The organism is Flavobacterium arabinosi, assembly GCF_048158725.1.
In the GTDB taxonomy this organism is placed as follows: domain Bacteria; phylum Bacteroidota; class Bacteroidia; order Flavobacteriales; family Flavobacteriaceae; genus Flavobacterium; species Flavobacterium arabinosi.
In genome coordinates this window covers 185,346-207,887 of record NZ_JBLNKX010000007.1, presented here as the reverse complement: position 1 = coordinate 207,887, position 22,542 = coordinate 185,346, and the positions used below count along the sequence as shown (strand labels likewise).

At 33.4% G+C, this 22,542-nt stretch carries 15 protein-coding genes; 10 read left to right on the top strand and 5 right to left on the bottom strand.

What is annotated here, in order from left to right; genetic code table 11:
• The first annotated feature begins 60 nt into the window (after positions 1-60).
• The 8 genes from ACM55K_RS14895 (at position 61) to ACM55K_RS14860 (ending at position 11,383) form a co-directional block, all read left to right on the top strand.
• A complete protein-coding gene (locus tag ACM55K_RS14895; RefSeq protein WP_416851057.1) occupies positions 61-876 on the top strand; it encodes a M48 family metallopeptidase in 816 nt (271 codons plus the stop codon).
• A 212-nt stretch (positions 877-1,088) separates the two neighbouring features.
• On the top strand, positions 1,089-2,414 hold the full coding sequence (locus tag ACM55K_RS14890; RefSeq protein WP_416851056.1) for an MFS transporter: 1,326 nt from the start codon (positions 1,089-1,091) through the stop codon (positions 2,412-2,414).
• Positions 2,415-2,674: 260 nt separating this feature from the next.
• Positions 2,675-5,128 (top strand): endopeptidase La, encoded by a 2,454-nt coding sequence (lon, locus tag ACM55K_RS14885; protein WP_416851055.1) that lies wholly within the window; start codon positions 2,675-2,677, stop codon positions 5,126-5,128.
• A gap of 167 nt (positions 5,129-5,295) precedes the next feature.
• Positions 5,296-6,315, top strand: a complete 1,020-nt coding sequence (porQ, locus tag ACM55K_RS14880) for a type IX secretion system protein PorQ (RefSeq protein WP_416851054.1) — start codon at positions 5,296-5,298, stop codon at positions 6,313-6,315.
• Between the two features lie 7 nt (positions 6,316-6,322).
• Positions 6,323-7,018, top strand: a complete 696-nt coding sequence (gene cmk / locus ACM55K_RS14875) for a (d)CMP kinase (protein ID WP_416851053.1) — start codon at positions 6,323-6,325, stop codon at positions 7,016-7,018.
• Between the two features lie 74 nt (positions 7,019-7,092).
• Positions 7,093-8,349 carry a nucleoside permease gene (locus ACM55K_RS14870; RefSeq protein ID WP_416851052.1) on the top strand — a complete coding sequence of 419 codons (1,257 nt, stop codon included), beginning with the start codon at positions 7,093-7,095 and terminating at the stop codon, positions 8,347-8,349.
• 361 nt (positions 8,350-8,710) lie between these two features.
• Positions 8,711-10,492, top strand: a complete 1,782-nt coding sequence (gene rpsA / locus ACM55K_RS14865) for a 30S ribosomal protein S1 (RefSeq protein WP_416851051.1) — start codon at positions 8,711-8,713, stop codon at positions 10,490-10,492.
• A gap of 327 nt (positions 10,493-10,819) precedes the next feature.
• The gene (locus ACM55K_RS14860; RefSeq protein ID WP_416851050.1) at positions 10,820-11,383 is read left to right on the top strand and encodes a fasciclin domain-containing protein; all 564 of its coding nucleotides are present in this window, start codon (positions 10,820-10,822) and stop codon (positions 11,381-11,383) included.
• Between the two features lie 113 nt (positions 11,384-11,496).
• On the opposite strand, the gene pheT is transcribed toward ACM55K_RS14860, so the two are convergent.
• Positions 11,497-13,917 (bottom strand): phenylalanine--tRNA ligase subunit beta, encoded by a 2,421-nt coding sequence (pheT, locus tag ACM55K_RS14855; RefSeq protein WP_416851049.1) that lies wholly within the window; start codon positions 13,915-13,917, stop codon positions 11,497-11,499.
• 294 nt (positions 13,918-14,211) lie between these two features.
• Between pheT and ACM55K_RS14850 the strand changes: the two genes are divergently transcribed.
• Positions 14,212-15,717, top strand: a complete 1,506-nt coding sequence (locus ACM55K_RS14850; RefSeq protein ID WP_416851048.1) for an aldehyde dehydrogenase family protein — start codon at positions 14,212-14,214, stop codon at positions 15,715-15,717.
• A 75-nt stretch (positions 15,718-15,792) separates the two neighbouring features.
• Positions 15,793-16,167, top strand: a complete 375-nt coding sequence (locus tag ACM55K_RS14845; RefSeq protein ID WP_416851047.1) for a DUF779 domain-containing protein — start codon at positions 15,793-15,795, stop codon at positions 16,165-16,167.
• 2 nt (positions 16,168-16,169) lie between these two features.
• Here ACM55K_RS14845 and ACM55K_RS14840 read toward each other — a convergent pair whose 3' ends face one another.
• The 4 genes from ACM55K_RS14840 to ACM55K_RS14825 form a co-directional block, all read right to left on the bottom strand.
• Positions 16,170-17,096 (bottom strand): AraC family transcriptional regulator, encoded by a 927-nt coding sequence (locus ACM55K_RS14840; protein WP_416851046.1) that lies wholly within the window; start codon positions 17,094-17,096, stop codon positions 16,170-16,172.
• Positions 17,097-17,169: 73 nt separating this feature from the next.
• The gene (locus tag ACM55K_RS14835) at positions 17,170-18,033 is read right to left on the bottom strand and encodes a bestrophin family protein (protein WP_416851045.1); all 864 of its coding nucleotides are present in this window, start codon (positions 18,031-18,033) and stop codon (positions 17,170-17,172) included.
• 29 nt (positions 18,034-18,062) lie between these two features.
• Entirely contained in the window at positions 18,063-19,373 is a 1,311-nt protein-coding gene (locus ACM55K_RS14830; protein WP_416851070.1) for a TolC family protein, read from the bottom strand.
• 4 nt (positions 19,374-19,377) lie between these two features.
• Positions 19,378-22,473, bottom strand: a complete 3,096-nt coding sequence (locus ACM55K_RS14825) for an efflux RND transporter permease subunit (RefSeq protein ID WP_416851044.1) — start codon at positions 22,471-22,473, stop codon at positions 19,378-19,380.
• Between the last annotated feature and the right edge of the window lie 69 nt (positions 22,474-22,542).

Below are 22,542 nucleotides of genomic sequence, written 5' to 3'. Positions count from 1 at the left end.
TTATGTAAATAAAAAATTCATAAATAGTTGTATTTTTGTATAAAAATAAAACATAAAATCATGAAAAAGAACTTATTACTAGGAATTTTTGCAGTGGGATTACTTTATTCTTGTGCTACAAATCCTCTTACAGGGAAAAAAAGTCTGAATTTTGTTTCTAACAGTGAGTTGTTTCCATCATCTTTTCAACAATATGGAACTTTTTTGAAGGAAAATAAAGTTATTACAGGAACAGCTGATGCTAGAAGAGTAGAGACAGTTGGTATGCGAATTAAAGCAGCTGCAGAAAAATATTTGACCTACTTAGGACAATCACAATATTTGAATGATTATCGTTGGGAATATAAATTAATAGAGAACAAAGAAGTTAATGCTTGGTGTATGCCAGGAGGAAAAATCGTTGTTTATTCAGGTATATTACCAATAACTAAAGATGATGCGGGTTTAGCTACCGTAATGGGGCATGAAGTTTCTCATGCATTGGCAAATCACGGTGCACAAAGAATGAGCGCTGCTCAATTGCAACAATTGGGAGCTGTAGGAGTTGCAGTAGCGACGGGAAGTCAAAGTGCCGAAAAACAACAAATGTGGCAACAATATTATGGATTAGGATCTCAAGTAGGAGTAATGCTTCCATTTAGCAGAAGTCATGAAAGTGAAGCCGATAAAATTGGACTTACATTAATGGCAATTGCAGGTTATAATCCAGATGATTCAGTAATGTTTTGGCAAAGAATGGCAGCACAATCTGCAGGACAATCACCACCAGAATTTATGAGTACACACCCATCTGATGCTACCAGAATTGCAAATTTAAAAGCATTGATTCCGGAAGCGAAAGCATTAGCTGCTAAAGTTGGAGTTATTTACAGATAAAAAGGTATTGTTAATGTATATTCATTATTACAATATTTAATGAAGATTTAAATAGGCTATTCTCATCAAACGAGAATAGCCTATTTTTTTATTTTAACTGCAATGTTATAGATTTGATTATGAGTTAATAACGATTTATTAATGTCAAATTATTTACTTTTTGAATCATCCTAAATAAAAAATAAATAAATTCGCATTTTAAAAAAAGAAACATGGCAGATTTACCAAAAGGGAGTAAAAAATTATTAAATGCTTGGGCTTTTTATGATTGGGCTAATTCAGTTTATCCATTAGTGATTTCGTCTGCAGTCTTTCCTATCTTTTATGAAGCTTTATTTTCAGATAGTAATCATTATATATCCGTTTTTGGTTTTAGTGTTAAAAACTCGGCTTTGATTAGTTTTGTTACAGCTTTTGCCTTTTTAGTAGTGGCGCTAATTTCTCCTTTGTTATCAGGAATCTCCGATTATGTAGGAAACAAAAAAGCGTTCATGAAGTTTTTTTGCTATTTAGGAGCTTTATCTTGTGTGGGATTGTATTGGTTTAGTTTAGAAAATATTTATATCAGTTTATTATTTTATTTTTTAGGTTTAATAGGATTTTGGGGAAGTTTAGTGTTTTACAATTCTTATTTGCCTGATATAGCTTTTGTTGAGCAACAAGATGAAACCAGTGCCAAAGGATATTCTTATGGTTATGCAGGAAGCGTTATTTTACTAATCGTCAATTTAGCCATGATTATGATGCCTGATATTTTTGGGATTAGCGGTACCAAAGGTGAAGCAGCAATGAAAGCCATGCGGTATTCCTTTATAATGGTAGGAATCTGGTGGATTGTCTTTAGTCAATATACATATTATTATTTACCAAAAGGAAGCATGAGTGCTGAAAGGAAAGTGAGTAAAGCTCTAGTTTTTAATGGATTTAAAGAATTAAAAAAAGTGTGGCATTTATTGGAAGAAAATAGTGCTTTAAAAAAATATCTTGTTAGTTTTTTTGTTTATAGTATGGCTGTTCAGACAGTTATGCTTATTGCTACTTATTTTGGGGCACAAGAAATTACTTGGGCATCGAAAAGTGAAAGTACAACAGGTTTAATTATTTGTATTTTATTAATTCAGTTAGTAGCCATTGTTGGTGCGGTTTTAACCTCAAAAGCTTCAGAGAAATTTGGTAATATTTCTACATTGATAGTCATTAATTGCTTTTGGGTTTTATTATGTGCAGCAGCTTATTTTATAACTTTGCCAATACATTTTTATATCATGGCCGGTTTAGTAGGACTTGTAATGGGAGGAATTCAGGCTTTATCACGTTCAACTTATTCTAAATTATTACCAGAGACCGAAGATACGGCTTCCTTTTTTAGTTTTTTTGATGTTTCTGAAAAAATTGGAATTGTTATCGGAATGTTAGTTTATGGAATTATTGACCAAATTACCGGAAGTCCTAGATTTGCGATAGTTTTCTTAGGAGTGTTTTTTATAATGGGTGTTGTTTTATTAAAAAGAGTTCCAAAAAACAGTGCTCTAGATTAATAAAATACAAAATATTACTTTCCTTTTTTATTTTTTACACTTTAAAAAACAGTTATTTTATTAATTATAATTTCTCAATTTTTTCTTTATTTGTAAGAAGATGTAATCGATTTTACTTACACTTTGGCATAATGATTGACTATTTTAGTGTCAAGCTAATTAATCATGTTATATATCGTTTTATTTAAAATTACTACTATGATACTTTATATTTGCTTGACAAATTAAAATTTTTAATGACAAAAAGACTTAAATAATATATGTCAAATCATAAAATACTTACTATTGACAATCTGTCACTTCAAGAATTTGATTCTGAAGCAGATTTAATTCCTTTATTGACTCGCGAAGATGAGGAGGAAATGAATAATGAAGCATTGCCAGATTCTTTGCCTATTTTGCCATTGCGTAACATGGTTTTATTTCCAGGAGTTGTTATTCCAATTACTGCGGGACGTGATAAATCAATTAAATTAATCAATGACGCCAACGCAGTTGGTAAAATCATTGGTGTTGTAGCTCAGAAAAATGAGCAAGACGAGGATCCAACTCCAGAAGACATTCATAATATTGGTACTGTAGCTAGAATTTTAAGGGTTTTAAAAATGCCCGATGGGAATGTTACTGTTATACTTCAAGGGAAAAAAAGATTTGAAATTGATTCAATAGTTGCTGAAAGTCCTTATATAACAGCAAAAGTTAAAGAAGTTTCTGAAAAAAGACCAAAAAAACAGGATACAGAATTTATAGCGATTCTCGATTCTGTTAAAGAATTAGCAATTCAAATTATAAAAGAAAGTCCAAATATTCCTAGTGAAGCTACTTTTGCGATTAAAAATATTGAAAGCCAATCATTTTTGATCAATTTTGTCACTTCTAATATGAATTTAACGGTTAAAGAAAAGCAAGATTTATTAGCTATTAATGAGTTAAAAGTTAGGGCTTTAGAAACTTTGCGTTATATGAATATTGAATTGCAAAAACTCGAATTGAAGAACGATATTCAATCCAAAGTTCGTTTTGATTTAGACCAACAACAACGCGAATATTTCCTTCATCAACAAATGAAAACAATCCAAGAAGAATTGGGTGGTGTTTCACAGGAAGAAGAAATGGATGAAATGTTGCAGAAGTCTTTGACTAAGAAATGGGACGAAAAAACTAAAAAACACTTCGAAAAAGAATTGTCTAAAATGCGTCGCATGAATCCTCAAGCGCCAGATTTTGGTATTCAAAGAAACTATTTAGAATTATTTTTGGAATTGCCTTGGGATGAATATTCTAAGGATGATTTCGATTTAAAGAAAGCACAAAAAATCTTGGATAGAGATCACTTTGGTCTTGAAGATGTTAAGAAAAGAATGATTGAACATTTGGCAGTTTTAAAATTGCGAAATGATATGAAATCACCAATAATTTGTTTGACAGGACCTCCGGGTGTTGGAAAAACGTCTATTGGAAGATCTATTGCAGAAGCATTAGGTAGAAAATATGTTAGAATTTCTCTTGGTGGTTTGCGGGATGAAGCAGAGATTCGCGGGCACAGAAAAACCTACATTGGCGCTATGCCAGGAAGAATTATCCAAAGTTTGAAAAAAGCCGGAACCTCAAATCCTGTATTTGTTTTAGATGAAATCGATAAATTATCGAATAGTAATCAAGGTGATCCCTCTTCGGCATTACTGGAAGTTTTAGATCCGGAACAAAACAATTCGTTTTATGATAATTTCCTGGAAATGGGATATGATTTATCGAAAGTGATGTTTATCGCTACCTCAAATAATATGGCTGCGATTCAACCTGCGTTGAAAGACAGAATGGAAATCATTAAAATGTCAGGTTATACGATTGAAGAAAAAGTAGAAATTGCACGTCAGCATTTGTTTCCAAGACAATTGAAAGAACATGGTTTGACTACCAAAGATTTAACCATTGGAAAAAAACAATTGGAGAAAATTGTGGAAGGATATACTCGTGAATCCGGAGTTCGTGGTTTAGAGGCAAAAATTGCTCAAGTAATTCGTAATGCAGCTAAATCTGTTGCAATGGAAGAACCGTATAACAAGAAAGTAACTGACGAAGATATTATAAAAACACTTGGGGTTCCAAGATTAGAAAGAGACAAGTACGAGAACAATGATGTTGCCGGCGTGGTAACTGGTTTGGCTTGGACTTCTGTAGGCGGTGATATTCTTTTTATTGAATCGTTGCTTTCTCCAGGAAAAGGAACCATGACAATTACCGGGAATTTAGGTACGGTTATGAAAGAATCAGCAACAATTGCTTTAGAATACATTAAGGCAAACGCGAAGTTTTTAGGATTGGATTCGGAGATACTTACAAAATATAATATCCATTTGCACGTTCCGGAAGGTGCTACTCCCAAGGATGGTCCTAGTGCCGGAATTGCGATGTTGACTTCACTAGTTTCGTTGTTTACACAAAAACGAGTGAAGAAAAACTTGGCAATGACAGGTGAAATCACATTACGTGGAAAAGTTTTACCAGTAGGAGGAATAAAAGAAAAGATTTTGGCGGCCAAAAGAGCTAATATCAAAGAAATTATTCTGTGTCACGAAAACAAAAGCGATATTGATGAAATAAAATCAGAATACCTTGAAGGATTGACTTTTCATTATGTTAAAGAAATGAGCGAAGTGCTTAAATATGCTTTGACTGATCAGAATGTTAAAAATGCAAAAGATCTGAAATAACAGATAACAAGCAATAAGAAATAAATTCCAAATTCTAAAACCTGTTCTGCAGTGCTTGGGATTTGGAATTTTTATTTATAATTACGAGTTGGAAATTTGCTGTTTATTGTATTTATAATTTTATCTTCGCATTTGCGTTTTACCTTACATAAATCGCGATTTAAAGCATGTTAAAAAAACTTTTATCATACTCCTTAGTTTTTATTTGCACTGTATCTTATAGTCAAATAGGAGGGAAGTACACCTATCAGTTTTTAAACTTAGTTACTTCGCCAAGACAAGCTGCTTTAGGAGGAAAAACAGTTACAATTTATGACGATGATGTGAATCAGGTCAATTTTAATCCGGCAACATTAAATCCTGATATGGATAACCATCTGGCTTTAAATTATGGAAGTTACTATAAGGAAGTCACCTACGGAACGGCTTCATATGCTTATACCTATGACCGGCATTTGCAGACTTTTCAGGCTGGTGTCAATTACGTTAATTATGGTAATTTTGATGGCTATGATGAAAATGGTCAAACTACAGCTTCATTTACAGGAAGTGAAATTGCTCTTTCTTTTGGTTATGCGTATAACATTCCTAACACTACGATTCATTTAGGAGCTAATGTAAAATTGATATCTTCGAATTTAGAAAGTTATAGTTCTTTTGGTGGAGCGATTGATATAGGGGCTCTTTTTATAGATGAAAGAAACGAAGTTAATTGGGGCCTGGCAATACGAAATATAGGAACTCAAATTACTACTTACAATGGTACAAACGAAAAATTGCCACTCGAAATTATTGCGGGAGTTTCACAAGAATTAGAAAATGTACCCATTCGCTGGCATCTTACTTTGGAGAATTTGCAACAATGGAATATTGCTTTTTCTAATCCTGAAAGAGCCGAAACATCAATTGACGGAAGTTCGACAGATGAAAAAGTATCCGTTATAAATAATGCATTACGCCATGTAATAATGGGAGTAGAGCTTTTTCCTAAAAAAGCGTTTAATATTCGCGTGGGATATAATTTTCGCAGAGCAGAAGAATTACGACTTTTGGAACAACGCAATTTTTCGGGAGTCTCTTTGGGTTTTGGATTAAAAATGAATAAATTAAAATTTAATTATTCGTATTCCAAGTATACATTAGCGGGTAATACGAGCTTATTTGGATTGACTATTAACTTACAATAATATTATTTTGGATAAAAAAATTACAATAGCAATTGACGGATTTTCATCCACAGGAAAAAGTACATTAGCAAAACAGCTTGCAAATCACTTGGGATATGTATATGTGGATACAGGAGCCATGTATCGCGCTGTTACGTTTTTTGCAATGCAAAACGGATACATAAATGCGGATTCTTTTGATAAAGAAACATTAATTAACAGTTTGCCAAGTATAAAATTACAGTTCAAATTCAATCCTGATTTGGGTTTTGCTGAAATGTATTTGAATGATGTCAATGTTGAAAAGGAAATAAGAACTATCGAAGTTTCTAATTTTGTAAGCAAAGTGGCTGAAATATCGGAAGTTCGTGCCAAATTAGTGGAGCAACAAAAAGAAATGGGAAAAGATAAAGCAATTGTTATGGACGGAAGAGATATTGGAACCGTAGTTTTTCCGGATGCAGAACTTAAAATTTTTATGACGGCAGGTGCCGATACCCGAGCACAAAGACGTTTTGATGAATTACAGGAAAAAGGAGATTCAGTTACGTATGAAGAAGTATTAAAAAATGTAGAAGAGCGCGATTATATTGATACACACCGAAAGGATTCGCCTTTGGTGATGGCTGATGACGCTATTGAAATCGATAATTCTTACCTTACTCGTGAAGAACAATTTAAAGTTGTTTTGGATTTAGTTGATGAAGTTGTTAAAACACTTTAATCTTTTGTAGATCTCTTTTTTAATATTAGATTTACGTCTTGTTACTTTTTTAAATTAAAAAAACAATTCATTGTATGGGAATTAAAAACAGGTTGGTATTAATGAACTTCCTTCAGTTTTTTATTTGGGGTTCTTGGTTACTTACTATTGGTGCGTATTGGTTTAATAACAAACATTGGTCTGGAACCGAGTTTGGAATCATATTTTCAACAATGGGAATTTCTTCGGTTTTTATGCCCGCTTTAACAGGAATTATTTCAGATCGATTTATTAATGCTGAAAAACTATATGGTTTGCTTCATTTTTTTGGTGCAATAGCTTTGTTTTGCATACCTCAAGTAGATAATCCTACTACTTTTTTCTGGGTCATGTTAGTGAATATGTTTTTCTACATGCCAACAATTTCCTTGTCAATAACGGTAGCTTATAATGCATTAATTGCAAAAGATATGGATGTTGTAAAAGATTATCCACCTATTAGAATCTGGGGAACAATAGGTTTTATTATTGCACTTTGGGTGGTTAGTTTAACTCATAATGAAACTTCTGCAAATCAATTTTATATAGCAGGAATTGTTTCGTTTTTATTAGGGATTTATGCATTTACACTTCCTAAATGTCCTCCAATGTGTAAGGGCGAAAAAGGGGCTTCTTTTACGCAAGCTTTGGGATTGAATGCTTTTAAATTGTTTAAACAACAGAAATTTGCCATTTTCTTTATATTCTCTATGTTATTGGGTGCTGCTTTGCAATTGACTAACGCATATGGAGATACTTACATTCACGATTTTGCTACTGTTGATGCCTACAAGAATACTATTGCAGTGAAATACCCTGCTATAATCATGTCGATTTCACAAGTTTCAGAAACACTGTTCATATTGGCAATTCCATTTTTTCTTAGAAAATTTGGTATTAAATATGTGATGTTGTTTAGTATGCTGGCTTGGGTATTGCGGTTTGGATTGTTTGCTTTTGGAAATCCGTCAGATGGACTTTGGATGATTATTATGTCTTGCATTGTTTACGGAATGGCTTTTGACTTTTTTAATATTTCGGGTTCTTTATTTGTGGAAACACAAACGGATTCAAAAATCAGAGGAAGTGCGCAAGGTATGTTTATGATGATGGTAAATGGTTTTGGAGCATTAATAGGAAGTTTTGCTAGTGGTTATATTATTCAAAAATATTTTACTATGGCTGATGGAAGCAAAGACTGGTTTCATATCTGGATCACTTTTGCAGCGTATGCTTTGGTTCTTGCCATCATTTTTCCTTTTGTTTTTAAAGATAAATTTGGGCCAAAAGTTTCAGGAGAAATTAAGCATTAAAATCCTTTTTTTATAAAATTTACCCGATAGCCTTAATAGTTATTGGGTTTTTTATTGCTGAAAATGCCCAAACGTCATAATTAGCCCCGACTGCAGTGGAAATCCCCCCGATTTTTTTCGGGAGATTGCAACGAAAAGCGGGAGTGGAAGTTCTATAAAATCCAAAAAAGTTCTGCTCCTGATTCTCAATTGATTATCTTGTCTGTAAAATTTTGCAGTTTAAGATAAATGTGTTACTTTTGCAGTCCTTTTGGTGAATAAGAGTTTCCTTTAGGGTTCAACTAATTATACAAACAACTTCTGTTGTTTTCTAGCACATTAAGAAACTCGAGAGAATACAGAATACAAATTTTTAATCAGCATGTCTGAACAAGTAAAATCACAAGAAGAGTTTTTAGCAAATTTTAACTGGCACAATTTCGAAGAAGGTATTGATGCTGTTGACGAGAAAAACTTATTAGAATTCGAAGAACTAGTTTCAAAAACATTTATCGCTACGGATCAAGAAGAAGTGGTTGATGGTACAGTTGTTAGAATTACAGATAGAGACGTTATCGTTGATATCAACGCAAAATCGGAAGGTGTTATTTCATTGAACGAATTCCGTTACAACCCAAGCTTAAAAGTAGGTGATACTGTTGAAGTATTAATTGACATCCGTGAGGACAAAACTGGTCAATTAGTGTTATCTCACAGAAAAGCACGTACTATCAAATCATGGGATAGAGTTATTTCGGCTAACGAAACAGGAGAAATCGTTAATGGTTTTGTAAAATGCAGAACTAAAGGTGGTATGATCGTTGACGTTTTCGGAATTGAAGCGTTTTTACCAGGATCTCAAATTGATGTTAAACCAATTAGAGACTACGATGTATATGTAAACAAAATGATGGAATTCAAAGTGGTAAAAATTAACCACGAATTCAAAAATGTTGTTGTTTCTCATAAAGCGCTTATTGAAGCAGATATTGAAATCCAGAAAAAAGAAATCATCGGTCAATTACAAAAAGGACAAGTATTAGAAGGTGTTGTTAAAAACATTACTTCTTATGGTGTCTTTATTGATTTAGGTGGAGTTGATGGATTGATTCACATTACTGACCTTTCTTGGTCAAGAATCAACCACCCATCTGAAGTATTGGAATTAGACCAAAAATTAAATGTTGTAATCCTTGATTTCGATGATGAGAAAACAAGAATTCAATTAGGATTGAAACAATTGAACGCGCACCCTTGGGATGCTCTAGATGCTAAATTAGCAATTGGAGACAAAGTAAAAGGTAAAGTAGTTGTAATCGCTGATTACGGTGCTTTCATCGAAGTTGCTGAAGGTGTTGAAGGTTTAATCCACGTTTCTGAAATGTCTTGGTCTACTCATTTACGTTCTGCTCAAGATTTCGTAAAAGTAGGTGATGTTGTTGAAGCTGTTATCTTAACATTAGACAGAGATGACCGTAAAATGTCATTAGGTATCAAACAATTGTCTCAAGATCCTTGGACTGATATCACTGCTAAATACCCAGTAGGTTCTAAACATACAGGTATCGTTAGAAACTTTACAAACTTTGGAATTTTCGTAGAATTAGAAGAAGGAATTGATGGATTAATTTACATCTCTGACTTATCTTGGACTAAGAAAATCAAACACCCATCTGAATTTGTAAATGTTGGTGAAAAATTAGACGTAGTAGTATTAGAATTAGATGTTGAAGGACGTAAATTATCTTTAGGTCACAAACAAACTACTGCTAATCCTTGGGATCAATATGAAGATTCTTTCGCAGTTGGAACTATCCACACAGGTGAAATTTCTGAAATCGTTGACAAAGGAGCTACTGTAGAATTCGGAGATGATATCGTTGCTTTCATTCCTACACGTCACCTTGAAAAAGAAGACGGTAAGAAATTGAAAAAAGGAGAATCAGCTGATTTCAAAGTAATTGAATTCAACAAAGAATTCAAAAGAGTTGTTGCATCTCACACTGCTATCTTCCGTGAAGAAGAAGAGAAAAATGTGAAAACAGCTACTGAAAATACTTCATCAGCTTCAACATCTACAAATGCACCAGCTGCAACTTTAGGTGATAACAATGATGTATTAGCAGCATTGAAAGCTAAAATGGAAAAGTCAGAGAAAAAATAATTTCTTGAAACTTTTTGAATATAGAAAGCTCCGCAATTTGCGGAGCTTTTTTTTTGTGCTTTATTTTTTTAGGAGCAGAACATTTCAATTTACTATCCACAATCTTCCCGCTGTTTGCAGTATCTTTTTATTGTACAGAAGACCTATTAAAAATTAACTTTTCATAACACAATATAAAGGATACTTGCTGCCATCGGGGCTAATTAGAGCTAATATCTATTTCACCTCATTCAAAAAAATTAAATTTTAAAAATAGTTTCATTTTTTTAAAACCAAAAGTAAACCAATAGCGTAAATGCATTTATATAACTTAATAAAATAGATTTTATGAAAACTAGAAAATTTTTATCGATTGCATTTTTTGCATTAGTATTTGGAGCAACTTCATTCGCTCAAAAAAGTGTTATGGTTGGTGGCGCTGCAATGTATCCAACTAAAAATATTATTGAAAATGCAATAAACTCTAAAGATCATACTACATTAGTTGCCGCTGTAAAAGCAGCGGGTTTAGTTGAAACTTTGCAAAGTAAAGGACCATTCACCGTTTTTGCCCCAACAAATGCTGCGTTTGATAAATTACCAAAAGGCACTGTTGAAACATTATTAAAACCTGAAAATTTAAAAATGTTACAAACAATTCTTACGTATCATGTAGTAGCGGGAAAAATGAATGCTTCAGATATTGCTAAAGCAATTAAAATGGGAAATGGAAAAGCAACACTGAAAACAGTAAGTGGTGGAACTTTGACAGCGTGGATGAAAGGAAAAGAGTTGTACATTTCAGATGAAAACATGAACAAAGCTAAAGTTACAATTGCAGATGTGAATCAATCAAATGGTGTGATCCATGTGATTGATACTGTAGTACTACCAAAAAAATATTTTTTTTGATTAGAGGTTGAAAGTTGTTAATTGAAAAAGTCCTGTAAATTTACAGGACTTTTTTGTAAAAAGAATCCCAATTCTAAATTCAGAATTGGGATTTTAATTTTATAAAAACTGTACTATCTCAAACTTGCTCCAAGTTCAGTTTCGAAATTATTTTGCAATTTACTCATGATTTTATCAATTTGAGCATCCGTCAATGTTTTTGAATTATCTTGAATCGTAAAACTTAACGCATACGATTTTTTACCTTCTGGAAGATTTTTTCCTTCGTAAACATCGAATAAATTAATATCTTTCAATAGTGATTTCTCTGTTTGACGTGCAATATTGTAAATACGATCGTAGGTTACGTTTTGGTCAATTAGTAAAGCCAAATCTCTGCGAACTTCAGGATATTTAGGAATTTCAGTATATTTTATTTTTGTAGCAATCAATTTTAAAATTAAAGCCCAGTTAAAATCTGCAAAAAACACTTCTTGTTTTATTCCAAAATGTTTTACTATTGATTTTTTAACTACTCCTAACTCAACTAGAATGTCTTGGCCAAATCCAATTGCAATTCCTTCAGAAAATACATCAGAAGTTACTGGTGAATTTTGCGTTTTTTGGATGCCTAATCTAGAAAGTATAGCGTTTACATATCCTTTGAATAAAAAGAAATCAGATGGTTTTTGAGTACTAGTCCAATTTTCCTGGTTTCTGTTTCCAGAAAGGAATAAAGTCAAATGTTTATGTTCCTCATAACCTGAAGGAAAATTATGGTAGGTTTTTCCAAATTCGAATAATTTTAAGTCGGCATTTTTACGATTAATATTGTAGGAAATCGCTTCTAGTCCGGAGAACAATAAAGATTGACGCATTGTTGCCAAATCATTGCTCAAAGGATTTAGCATTGTTACATTATGCTCTGAATTTAGCATGTCAGATAGTTGAACGTAAGATGCCGTAGTCAATGAATTCGCCATCATTTCATTAAATCCTTGAGAATTTAATTGTGTGGCAATCATATTTTGGATTTTGTAATCTTCGTTTCTTGGAGAATTGGAAACCGTTGCATTTAGTTTTTTCGAAAAATTAATGTTGTTGTATCCATAAACTCTAAGAATTTCTTCTATAACATCAATTTCTCTTTGTACATCAACTCTATATGCAGGAATTGTTAATCCCAATCCAGCATCAGAAACGCTGTTTACTTTTATATCTAATGAAACTAATATTTTCTTAATGGTGTCTTTTGGTAATTCCTGACCAATTATTTTGGCTACTTTACTAAAATTTAAAAACACAGTAAAATCTTCAATTTTCTTTGGATATACGTTAATTACATCCGAAGTTATTTCCCCACCTGCCACTTCTTGAATCAATAAAGCAGCTCGCTTCAATGCGTATTCAGTAATAGTTGGATCAATTCCTCTTTCAAATCGGAAAGAAGCATCAGTGTTCAATTGATGTCTTTTGGCAGTTTTACGAATACTTACAGGATTAAAGTAAGCACTTTCTAAGAAAATCGAATTTGTATTTTCTGAAACTCCCGATTTTTTTCCACCAAAAACTCCTGCAATACATAATGGTCCTTTTTCATCACAAATCATTAAATCTTCCTCGTGCAACGTTCTTTCAACGTCATCAAGGGTTGTGAATTTCGTTCCCGCAGCAAGTGTTTTTACAATTATTTTTCCATTGATTTTTGAAGCATCAAAAGCATGAAGTGGCTGACCTAATTCATGTAAAACATAATTGGTTACATCAACAATATTGTTTTTTGGATTTATTCCAATCGCTTTCAATCGGTTTTGCAACCAAGCTGGCGAAGCTTTTACAGTAATTCCAGAAATAGTTACTCCACAATATCTAGGAGCAAGTTTAGCTTCTTTTACATCAATATCAATCTTTAGTATTCTTTTATCTACTCTAAAATTACTAACTGAAGGTGTAATTAATTCTACATTAATACCACTTTGTAACATTCCCGCTCTCAAATCACGGGCAGTTCCAAGATGGCTCATAGCATCCGCACGATTAGGAGTCAATCCAATTTCGAAAACTTCGTCATTTTCAATTTTAAAAACAGTTGCAGCTGAAGTTCCCGGTAATAAAGTATCGTCCAATATCATGATTCCATCATGGCTTTCGCCAAGTCCTAATTCATCTTCAGCGCAAATCATTCCGTGACTTTCCTGTCCGCGTATTTTTCCTTTTTTTATTGAAAAAGCAACGCCTTCTTTATCGTATAATGTAGTACCTATTGTAGCAACTGGAACTTTTTGTCCCGCAGCGACATTACTGGCACCACAAACAATTTGCACAGGAATACCGTTACCTAAATCTACAGTGGTTATTTTTAGTCTGTCAGCATCAGGATGGGGAATGCAAGTAAGAACATGTCCCACAACAATGCCTTCTAATCCGCCTTTTACCGATTGGTATTTTTCAACAATTTCTACTTCCAGACCTAAATCTGTTAGCAATGCTGCTGTTTCTTCGGATTTCCAGTCAATTTTAATGAATTGTTTTAACCAGTTGTAAGATATTTTCATCTGTCAATTTTAATGAGATTACTTCGTCAGTTCGACCTACGGTCTCGGGTGCAAATATAAGGATTGCAGGTTGGAGTAAGAAACAATTTTTTTGGTTTTTTATGACTTATTTGTCACATTTTAGGAGTATCCAAAATAGTAATTTAATAATATTAGATATAAATGTATAAGAATAAAATAATAAAATAACGTTAAAAAAACACATTTGAAAATTTAATGCTACTAGTTGAATGAATTGTGCTATTCTAATGATGAATAGGAGACTATTTTTGATAAAATAAAATATATAACGACATGGACAACATAGTAAAAAGACCTGAATTCAAGGCAACGTATGATAATTATATAGGAGGAAAATTTGTCGCGCCAATAGGTGGACAATATTTTGATGTTGTTTCTCCAATTGATGGAAAAGTATTTACAAGGGCAGCACATTCTACTAAAGTTGATATTGATTTGGCTGTTGATAAAGCACATGAAGCTTTTCAAACATGGGGGAAAACATCAGTTACAGAACGCAGTAATTTATTGAATAAAATTGCACAAGTTATTGAAGATAATCTAGAATATATTGCCACTGTTGAAACTATAGATAATGGAAAAGCAATCCGAGAGACTTTAGCTGCAGATATTCCTTTGGCGATAGACCATTTCAGATATTTTGCTGGTGTAATTCGTGCAGAGGAAAGTTCTATTGCTGAGCTGGATTCACAAACAGTTTCTATTGCTTTAAGTGAACCTTTAGGTGTAATTGCACAAATTATTCCTTGGAATTTCCCAATTTTAATGGCAGTTTGGAAATTAGCGCCAGCATTGGCTGCAGGAAATACAGTAGTTTTAAAACCTGCAGAAAGTACACCAATTTCTATTCTAGTTTTAATGGAATTGATAGGTGATATTCTTCCTCCGGGAGTTATAAATATTGTTAATGGTTTTGGAGCTGAGCTTGGAAGAGCTTTGGTAACTAACAAAAAAGTATCAAAAGCCGCATTTACTGGTTCTACGCCAACCGGTCGTTTAGTTATGCAATATGCTACAGAAAATATTATTCCTGTAACACTGGAACTAGGTGGAAAATCTCCAAATATTTTCATGAAATCTGTTGGAGATGCTGACGATGATTTTTTTGACAAAGCAGTTGAAGGCGCAGTAATGTTTGCCTTAAATCAAGGGGAAATTTGCACGTGTCCTTCACGATTATTGGTTCATGAAGATATATACGAAAAATTTATTGCCAGAGTAATTGAAAGAACAGCAGCAATTAAATTAGGAAATCCATTGGACAGAACCACTATGATGGGAGCTCAGACTTCATTAGTTCAAAAAGAAAAAATTCTTAGTTATATTAAATTAGGAAAAGAAGAAGGTGCCGAATTGTTAATTGGCGGTGACGAGAATCATTTGGAAGGAAATTTAGCCGGAGGTTATTATATCAAACCAACTCTTTTCAAAGGGCATAATAAAATGCGTATTTTTCAGGAAGAAATCTTCGGACCAGTTTTGGCTGTTACCACTTTCAAAACAACGGAAGAAGCGATTGCAATTGCAAATGATTCGATGTATGGTTTAGGAGCTGGAGTTTGGACGCGTGATGCACACGAAATTTATCAGGTTCCAAGAGCGATTCAATCTGGTCGTGTTTGGATCAATCAATACCATTCCTATCCAGCTGGAGCTCCTTTTGGAGGTTATAAACAATCTGGGATTGGTCGTGAAAATCATAAAATGATGCTTGGACATTATCGTCAGACAAAAAATATGTTGATTTCTTACGATAAAAAGAAATTAGGTTTCTTTTAGTAATTACAGATTTTTGGTTAATGATAAACCTGACAGATTGTATAATTTGTCAGGTTTTATTTTAAAAGAAAAAAGATGATAAAAAGAATTGACGCCACAGAAAAAACAATAGAATTAATTCAAATATTGCAGGAAAAACATGGAGATTTGATGTTTTATCAAGCGGGAGGATGTTGTGAAGGAACACAACCACAATGTTTTGAAAAAGGTGGATTTTACCAAAGAATGGGTGACGTTTGTATCGGAATAATCGAAAATACTGAATTCTGGGTGGATAAGGATTTATTCGAATATTGGAAACATGCTCATTTTACTTTGGATGTAATTGATGCTTTTGGAGTAGGCGGATTTTCTTTGGAAACTCCGTTAAAAAAAACATTCCGAATTGAATACCGGATTTTTACACCAGACGAAGAACTAGCACTTGAACCTTTGAAATATATTGAATAAAGCTAGTTTATTACATATAGCAATTGATATTGTTTAGGAGTAATTCCTTCGTATTTTTTAAACAAACGAATAAAGTAATTGGAATCTTCAAATCCAGATAAGTAACAAACTTCATTGATTTGTATTGTTGGATTTTTGAGCAATTGTTTGGCGCATCTTATTTTCTCGCTGATTACAAATTCTATCGGACTCATTCCTAATTCTCTTTTGAAAAGCCTGTAAAAAGAAGCGGTGCTCATACATGCTTTTTCACTCAAATGTTTCATGCTGATATTTTCCTTCAAATTCAATCGAATAAATTCTACTACTTGGGTAATAGGATTTTTTGGGTCTGTAAACAAACCGTCATCAATTGCTTTTGCAGTTTGCGTTTGAATAATTCGGATTAATAATTCCTGTAAAGTCAAATCGGCCAAAGCATCCTTGGTGATGGAAGTGCCCATGCATTCTTTTATTAATTTGTTTATGGTTGTCGCCAGTTCTACATTGTTATAGAAGAAATAATTTTGGTAATTCAATTGCCAGAATTGGGAATTGCCTTCTTTTGGATACCGTTCGTTTAAGAATTGCAAGGTATCGGTAATTTTAGTTTGGTCTATCGCCAAAGCCAAACACTGCGTAGGATTACTTTTTGTAGCCTCAGGAAAATCGATTTTCATTTCCACATTCGAAGGAATAACAACTGTTTCACCTGGCAAATAATCAAAGCTTGGGTCATCAAAAATATGCATTACTTTTTTGCCTCTTAGCATGCTTGTTACGACCAAATCATTGAATTTCAAAGGGACTAACGCAGAAGATTCATAGGTTTCAAAAAGATTCAGTTCACAATGATTTAGCGAGTAAACTGTTCTATTTTCTACTAATGTTTTTAATGATTTTTCGTTCGATAAATGCGGTGGATTTATAAAAGCACGATTGTTATTCATAGTTTTAAACTTAAGGAAGGCAAAGTTTAAATTTAATGAAAATAATTAGAACAGGAACACAGTTTAACACATTTTAAATTAATTCCTCCACATGTTTTTTTATGTTTAGGGCAATTTTATGAGTTGGTAAATCATTTTCATCAGTTCCAAAAGGATCTTCGATTTCCTCTGCAATTAATTCTAAACTAGCCAATACATAAAAGATAAAAACCACAACCGGCGCCACATAATAACCTAGGCTGAAAGAATAGCCAAAAGGTAAAGTCATCACATAAAAGAAAATAAATTTTTTAATAAAAGCACTGTAAGAATAGGGAATAGGCGTGTTTTTAATTCTTTCGCAAGCACCACAAATTTCAGTAAAGGATAATACTTCGGCATTTAAAATAATCAATTGGTCACCTGTTATTTTCTTTGAAGTATATAAATCATTGATTTTTTGGAATAGCATTTTGGCTACCTGATTGGGTTTGTGTTTGTGATGGTCAATTTCTAAATCAACATCATCAAATAATTGCTTACTGGTATCAGCATCATTCAAATGTTTGTGTAAAATAGATGCATAACTTGGAATCATTTTTCGAAAATAATTACGGTCTTTTTCATCCTGCAAGATCACCGATAATTTGATAGCAAAATTTCGGCTATTATTGACTAAACTTCCCCACATTTTACGTCCTTCCCACCAACGGTCATAGGCAGTATTGGTTCTGAAAACTAATAATAATGAAATCACAAAACCCAACATTCCGTGCATGATGGTAATATTCTTCACATAGCTATTGTCTGCTAATTGCCAATATTCGACTTCTAAATATCCTATAATTCCCGAATAAGCGCCAATGGCCATCATTATTGGAAATAAGGTTCTAAAGGTATCCGCTTTATGGAAACGAAAGATAAAAGTAAACCAGTCTTTTGTATTGTATGAAATCATTCTAGGCTAAAATTTTAGGCAAATTTAAATTAAAAACTGAGATTACCAGCTAATTCCTTTAATGCTATTTCTGATAATTTTGCTTGAAATTGAGCATTGCTGTAACGTACTTTTGCATTCACATAATTCAATTGTGCTGTTCTAAATTCTAAAGTAGTTATGGTTCCGATTCTAAATTTGTCCAGTGTAATATTTAGATTTTGTTTTGCAATTGCTTCATTTTTTTCTTCTAAAGCAATCAATTCCAAATTGGTTAAATAGGTTTGATAAGAAACGGCTAATTGGGAATGCAAGGCCAAATTTTGCTGTTCGATTGTTATTTTAGAATTCTCAATCTGAATTTTAGCGATTTTCTCGTTTCTGTTTTGTGCAAATCCATCAAATAAATTCAAGGAAGCACTAAAACCGTAATTCAATCCTTTGGATGCTGATTGTGATACAAATCCAAGACTGGATTGACTTTCAGAAAAATTGTAGCCAGTATTTATTTTTATGTTAGGATAGCGTCCCGCTTTTATTTGTTTCAACTGTAATTCAGAAACTCTTTTGCTAATAATTTGGGTTTCTAATTGCGGGTTTTGTTTCTCTGCTAAAGCGCTTAATTCCGGAAGCAATAATTTGTTGTCAACAACAATTTTATTAACCACTTTAAAATCAATTTTGGCATCTCTGGCAAGTATTTGATTCAATAGAATTTTAGTATTTACAAATAATTCTTTTTGTCTTAACAGTGTAACTTTATCTGTATTTAAATCCACTTGTGCGTTTAAAACTTCCAGTTTTGATGCTTTTCCAATAGTAAATCGGTTTTGTGCCAAAGTCAATCGCTGATTTGAAATAACGATTGTTGAGTCTAAAGCAACTAATTGCTGCTGTTGTTGTACCAAATCAAAATAAGTCGCATTTACATCACTGATTTTTGTGATTATGGTTAGTTTTAACTGGGCTTCACCTAATTTTTGTAATTCTTTGAGCTGGTCTAGTCTGGCAAACATACGCAGTCCGTCAAAAATAGTCCAATCCAATCCAATTCCATAACTCAAACTGTTGTTTTTGGCATTGTCTAACTCTGTTACCGTTCCGTCCTGGCGGGTTTGCGAACTGTTCTGGACACTATTATTGTCCACAATTGTAGCTGTAGCTTTTGGCAACATTCCGGCATTTCCAGAACTCACGTTGGTTTTGTCTATTAATAAATTATTTGACGCAATTTTGATTTCATAATTGTTTTCTAATGCAATTTTCACAGCATCTTCAACAGTTAAAACTTCTTGAGCATTCATTTTTATGATGCAAAAGAAAAATAAAATCAGGCTTCTAAATATATTTTTTGAATTCATCATGTTACTTACTTTCTTTTTCATATTCTTCGATGTGATCAAATTCAGGGTAATGTTTTCTGGCTTTCGACCACATTAAATACATAGCTGGAATAACAAATAAGGTTAAAACCAAAGAGAAAATTGTTCCGCCAACGATTACAACTCCCATTCCGATTCTACTTGTTGAAGCAGCTCCAAGCGACATTGCAATAGGTAAAGCCCCTAATGAAATGGCTAAACTGGTCATTAAAATCGGACGAAGCCTAGCTTCTGAAGCTTCCAAAATAGCATCAATTTTAGATTTCCCTTGTTCTCTTAGCTGATTCGCAAACTCGACAATCAGAATTCCGTTTTTGGTTACCAAACCAATTAGCATTACCGTTCCAATTTGGCTGAAAATATTCCAGGTTTGATTGAATAACCACAAAGAGAATAATGCTCCGGCAACGGCCATTGGTACTGTTAAAATGATAATAAACGGATCAATGAAACTTTCAAATTGTGCCGCCAAAATTAAAAATATCAATAGCAAAGCCAATCCAAATGCGAAAGAAGTATTCGAGCTACTTTCGACAAAATCTCTGGATTCTCCACCCAAATCCGTTGTAAAAGTATCGTCTAAAACTTTGGCTTTTATCTCATTCATCGCATCGATTCCATCGCTGATACTTTTGCCTGGAGCAAGACCAGCAGAAACCGTAGCCGACATATATCGGTTATTATGATACAATTGTGGAGGATTACTTTTCTCTTCAATGGTTACCACATTGTCCATTTGAATCAATTCCCCTTTATTGTTTTTGACATACATTGAGGTTAAATCCAATGGTTTTGAACGGTCTTCTTGATTAAACTGTCCAATGACTTGATATTGCTTTCCATTTCTCATGAAGTAACCAAAACGTTGACCACTTAAGGAAAGCTGCAGGGTTTGTGCAATATCAATCACAGATATTCCTAAACTCTCTGCTTTTTCTCTGTCAATGCTTACATTGACTTCTGGTTTGTTGAATTTTAAATTTACATCACTTACTGCAAAAGTTGGATTCTTACCCACTTCATCCATAAATACTGGAATTTTTTCTCTTAATTTCTCAAAGTTGGGAGCTTGTATAATGTATTGAATCGGTAAACCTCCACGTCTGTTTACAGCGATTGTAGGTTGCTCAATTACCGAGGTTTTTGCATCAGGATATCGTTTGGACCATTTAGTCAATTTTTCTGCTATCTCTTTCTGAGAATCCTTTCTTCCGTTAGGTTCTACCAAAGAAACCCGAATAAATCCACTATTCACAGATGAAGATCCAAATCCAGGAGAAGTAATCACTAAACTCACTTTTTTTCCAGGAATGGAATCATCTACTAATTTTGACATTTCCTGCATGAAACGATCGGTATATTCATAAGTAGATCCTTCAGGAGTTGACATTCGCATTACAAATCCACTACGGTCATCATATGGGGCAGTTTCTTTTTGCAAAATATTAAAAAACAAATAAATCAGTCCAAAACAAGCAATCAAAATAGGAAAACTCAACCATTTCCTTTTCATGAAACGCTGTAAAGCGCTAGCGTAACTACTGTTTAGTTTTTCAAAATATGGTTCTGTACGAATATAGAATTTTGATTTTTTTTGTTCGCCACCTTTCATCAAATAAGCATTCAACATAGGGGTTAAGGTCAATGAGACAAATGCTGAAATTAGTACTGCAGCACCAATAACCACACCGAATTCCCTAAACAACCGCCCAACAAATCCTTCGAGGAAAATTACAGGTAAAAATACAGCGGCTAAGGTTATCGAAATCGAAATTACTGCAAAAAATATTTCATTGGATCCTTTTATTGCTGCTTCAATAGGCGTCATGCCTTCTTCTACTTTCTTGAAAATATTTTCGGTTACTACAATTCCATCATCGACCACAAGACCAGTAGCAAGAACAATCGCCAATAAAGTCAATACATTTATCGAAAATCCAAAAAGCCACATAATAAAGAATGTTGCAATCAACGAAACGGGAATATCAATTAAAGGCCTGAAAGCAATAGCCCAATCTCTAAAGAATAAATAGATAATTAAAATTACCAAAATGATAGAAATCCCTAAGGTTTCAGCAACTTCAATAACTGATTTTTTTACAAATATGGTATTGTCGATGGCGATATTTAACTTAATATCTTTAGGTAAGTCTTTTTTTAATTTTTCGAATTCTTTATAAAAAGCGGCTGAAATATCTAAATAATTAGCTCCGGGAAGTGGCACAATAGCCACACCAACTAAAGGCGTGCCTGATTGTGTCATTTGAGTTTCGGTATTTTCAGGACCTAAACTTGCTGTTCCTATATCGCTTAAGCGAATTACTTTTTCACCAACTGAACGTATAATGATGTTGTTGAATTCTTCAGGCTTGGATAGATTTCCAACAGTTTTAACGGTAAGTTCCGTGTTTTTTCCTGTCAGTTTTCCTGAAGGGAGTTCCACATTTTGTTTATTCAACGCATCTCGAACATCCGAAATCGTACAGCCATAAGACGCTAATTTCACAGGGTCAATCCACAAACGCATCGCGTATCGTTTTTGTCCCCAAATTTGAACACCACTTACGCCGGGAATTGTTTCTAATCGTTGGGAAATTACATTTTCGGCATAATCACTAAGTTCCAATGCATTTCGGGTATCACTTTGTACCGTCATCGAAATAATGGCATCTCCATTGGCATCAGCCTTAGAAACAACTGGAGGAGCGTCAATATCTTGTGGTAAGCTTCTCACGGCTTGTGACACTTTATCACGCACATCATTGGCAGCTTCTTCCAGATTTTTATCTAAATTAAATTCGATTGTGATATTACTGCTTCCCTGAGCACTCGAAGAAGTAACGTTTCGGATTCCGTCAATTGAGTTAATGGCTTTCTCGAGTGGTTCAGTAATTTGGGATTCAATGATATCTGAATTAGCTCCGGCATAGTTTGTCCGAATCGAAATTTGGGCCGGATCAATCGAAGGAAATTCACGAACTCCCAGAAAACTATATCCAATAAGACCAAATAATACAATTGCTAAATTAATGACAATGGTAAATACGGGCCTTCTTATACTTGTAGTAGATAAACTCATTTTTTGAATTATATATTAGTAATTATGAATTAGGAATTGTTGCTTCTTAATTATGATTTATATTTTAGT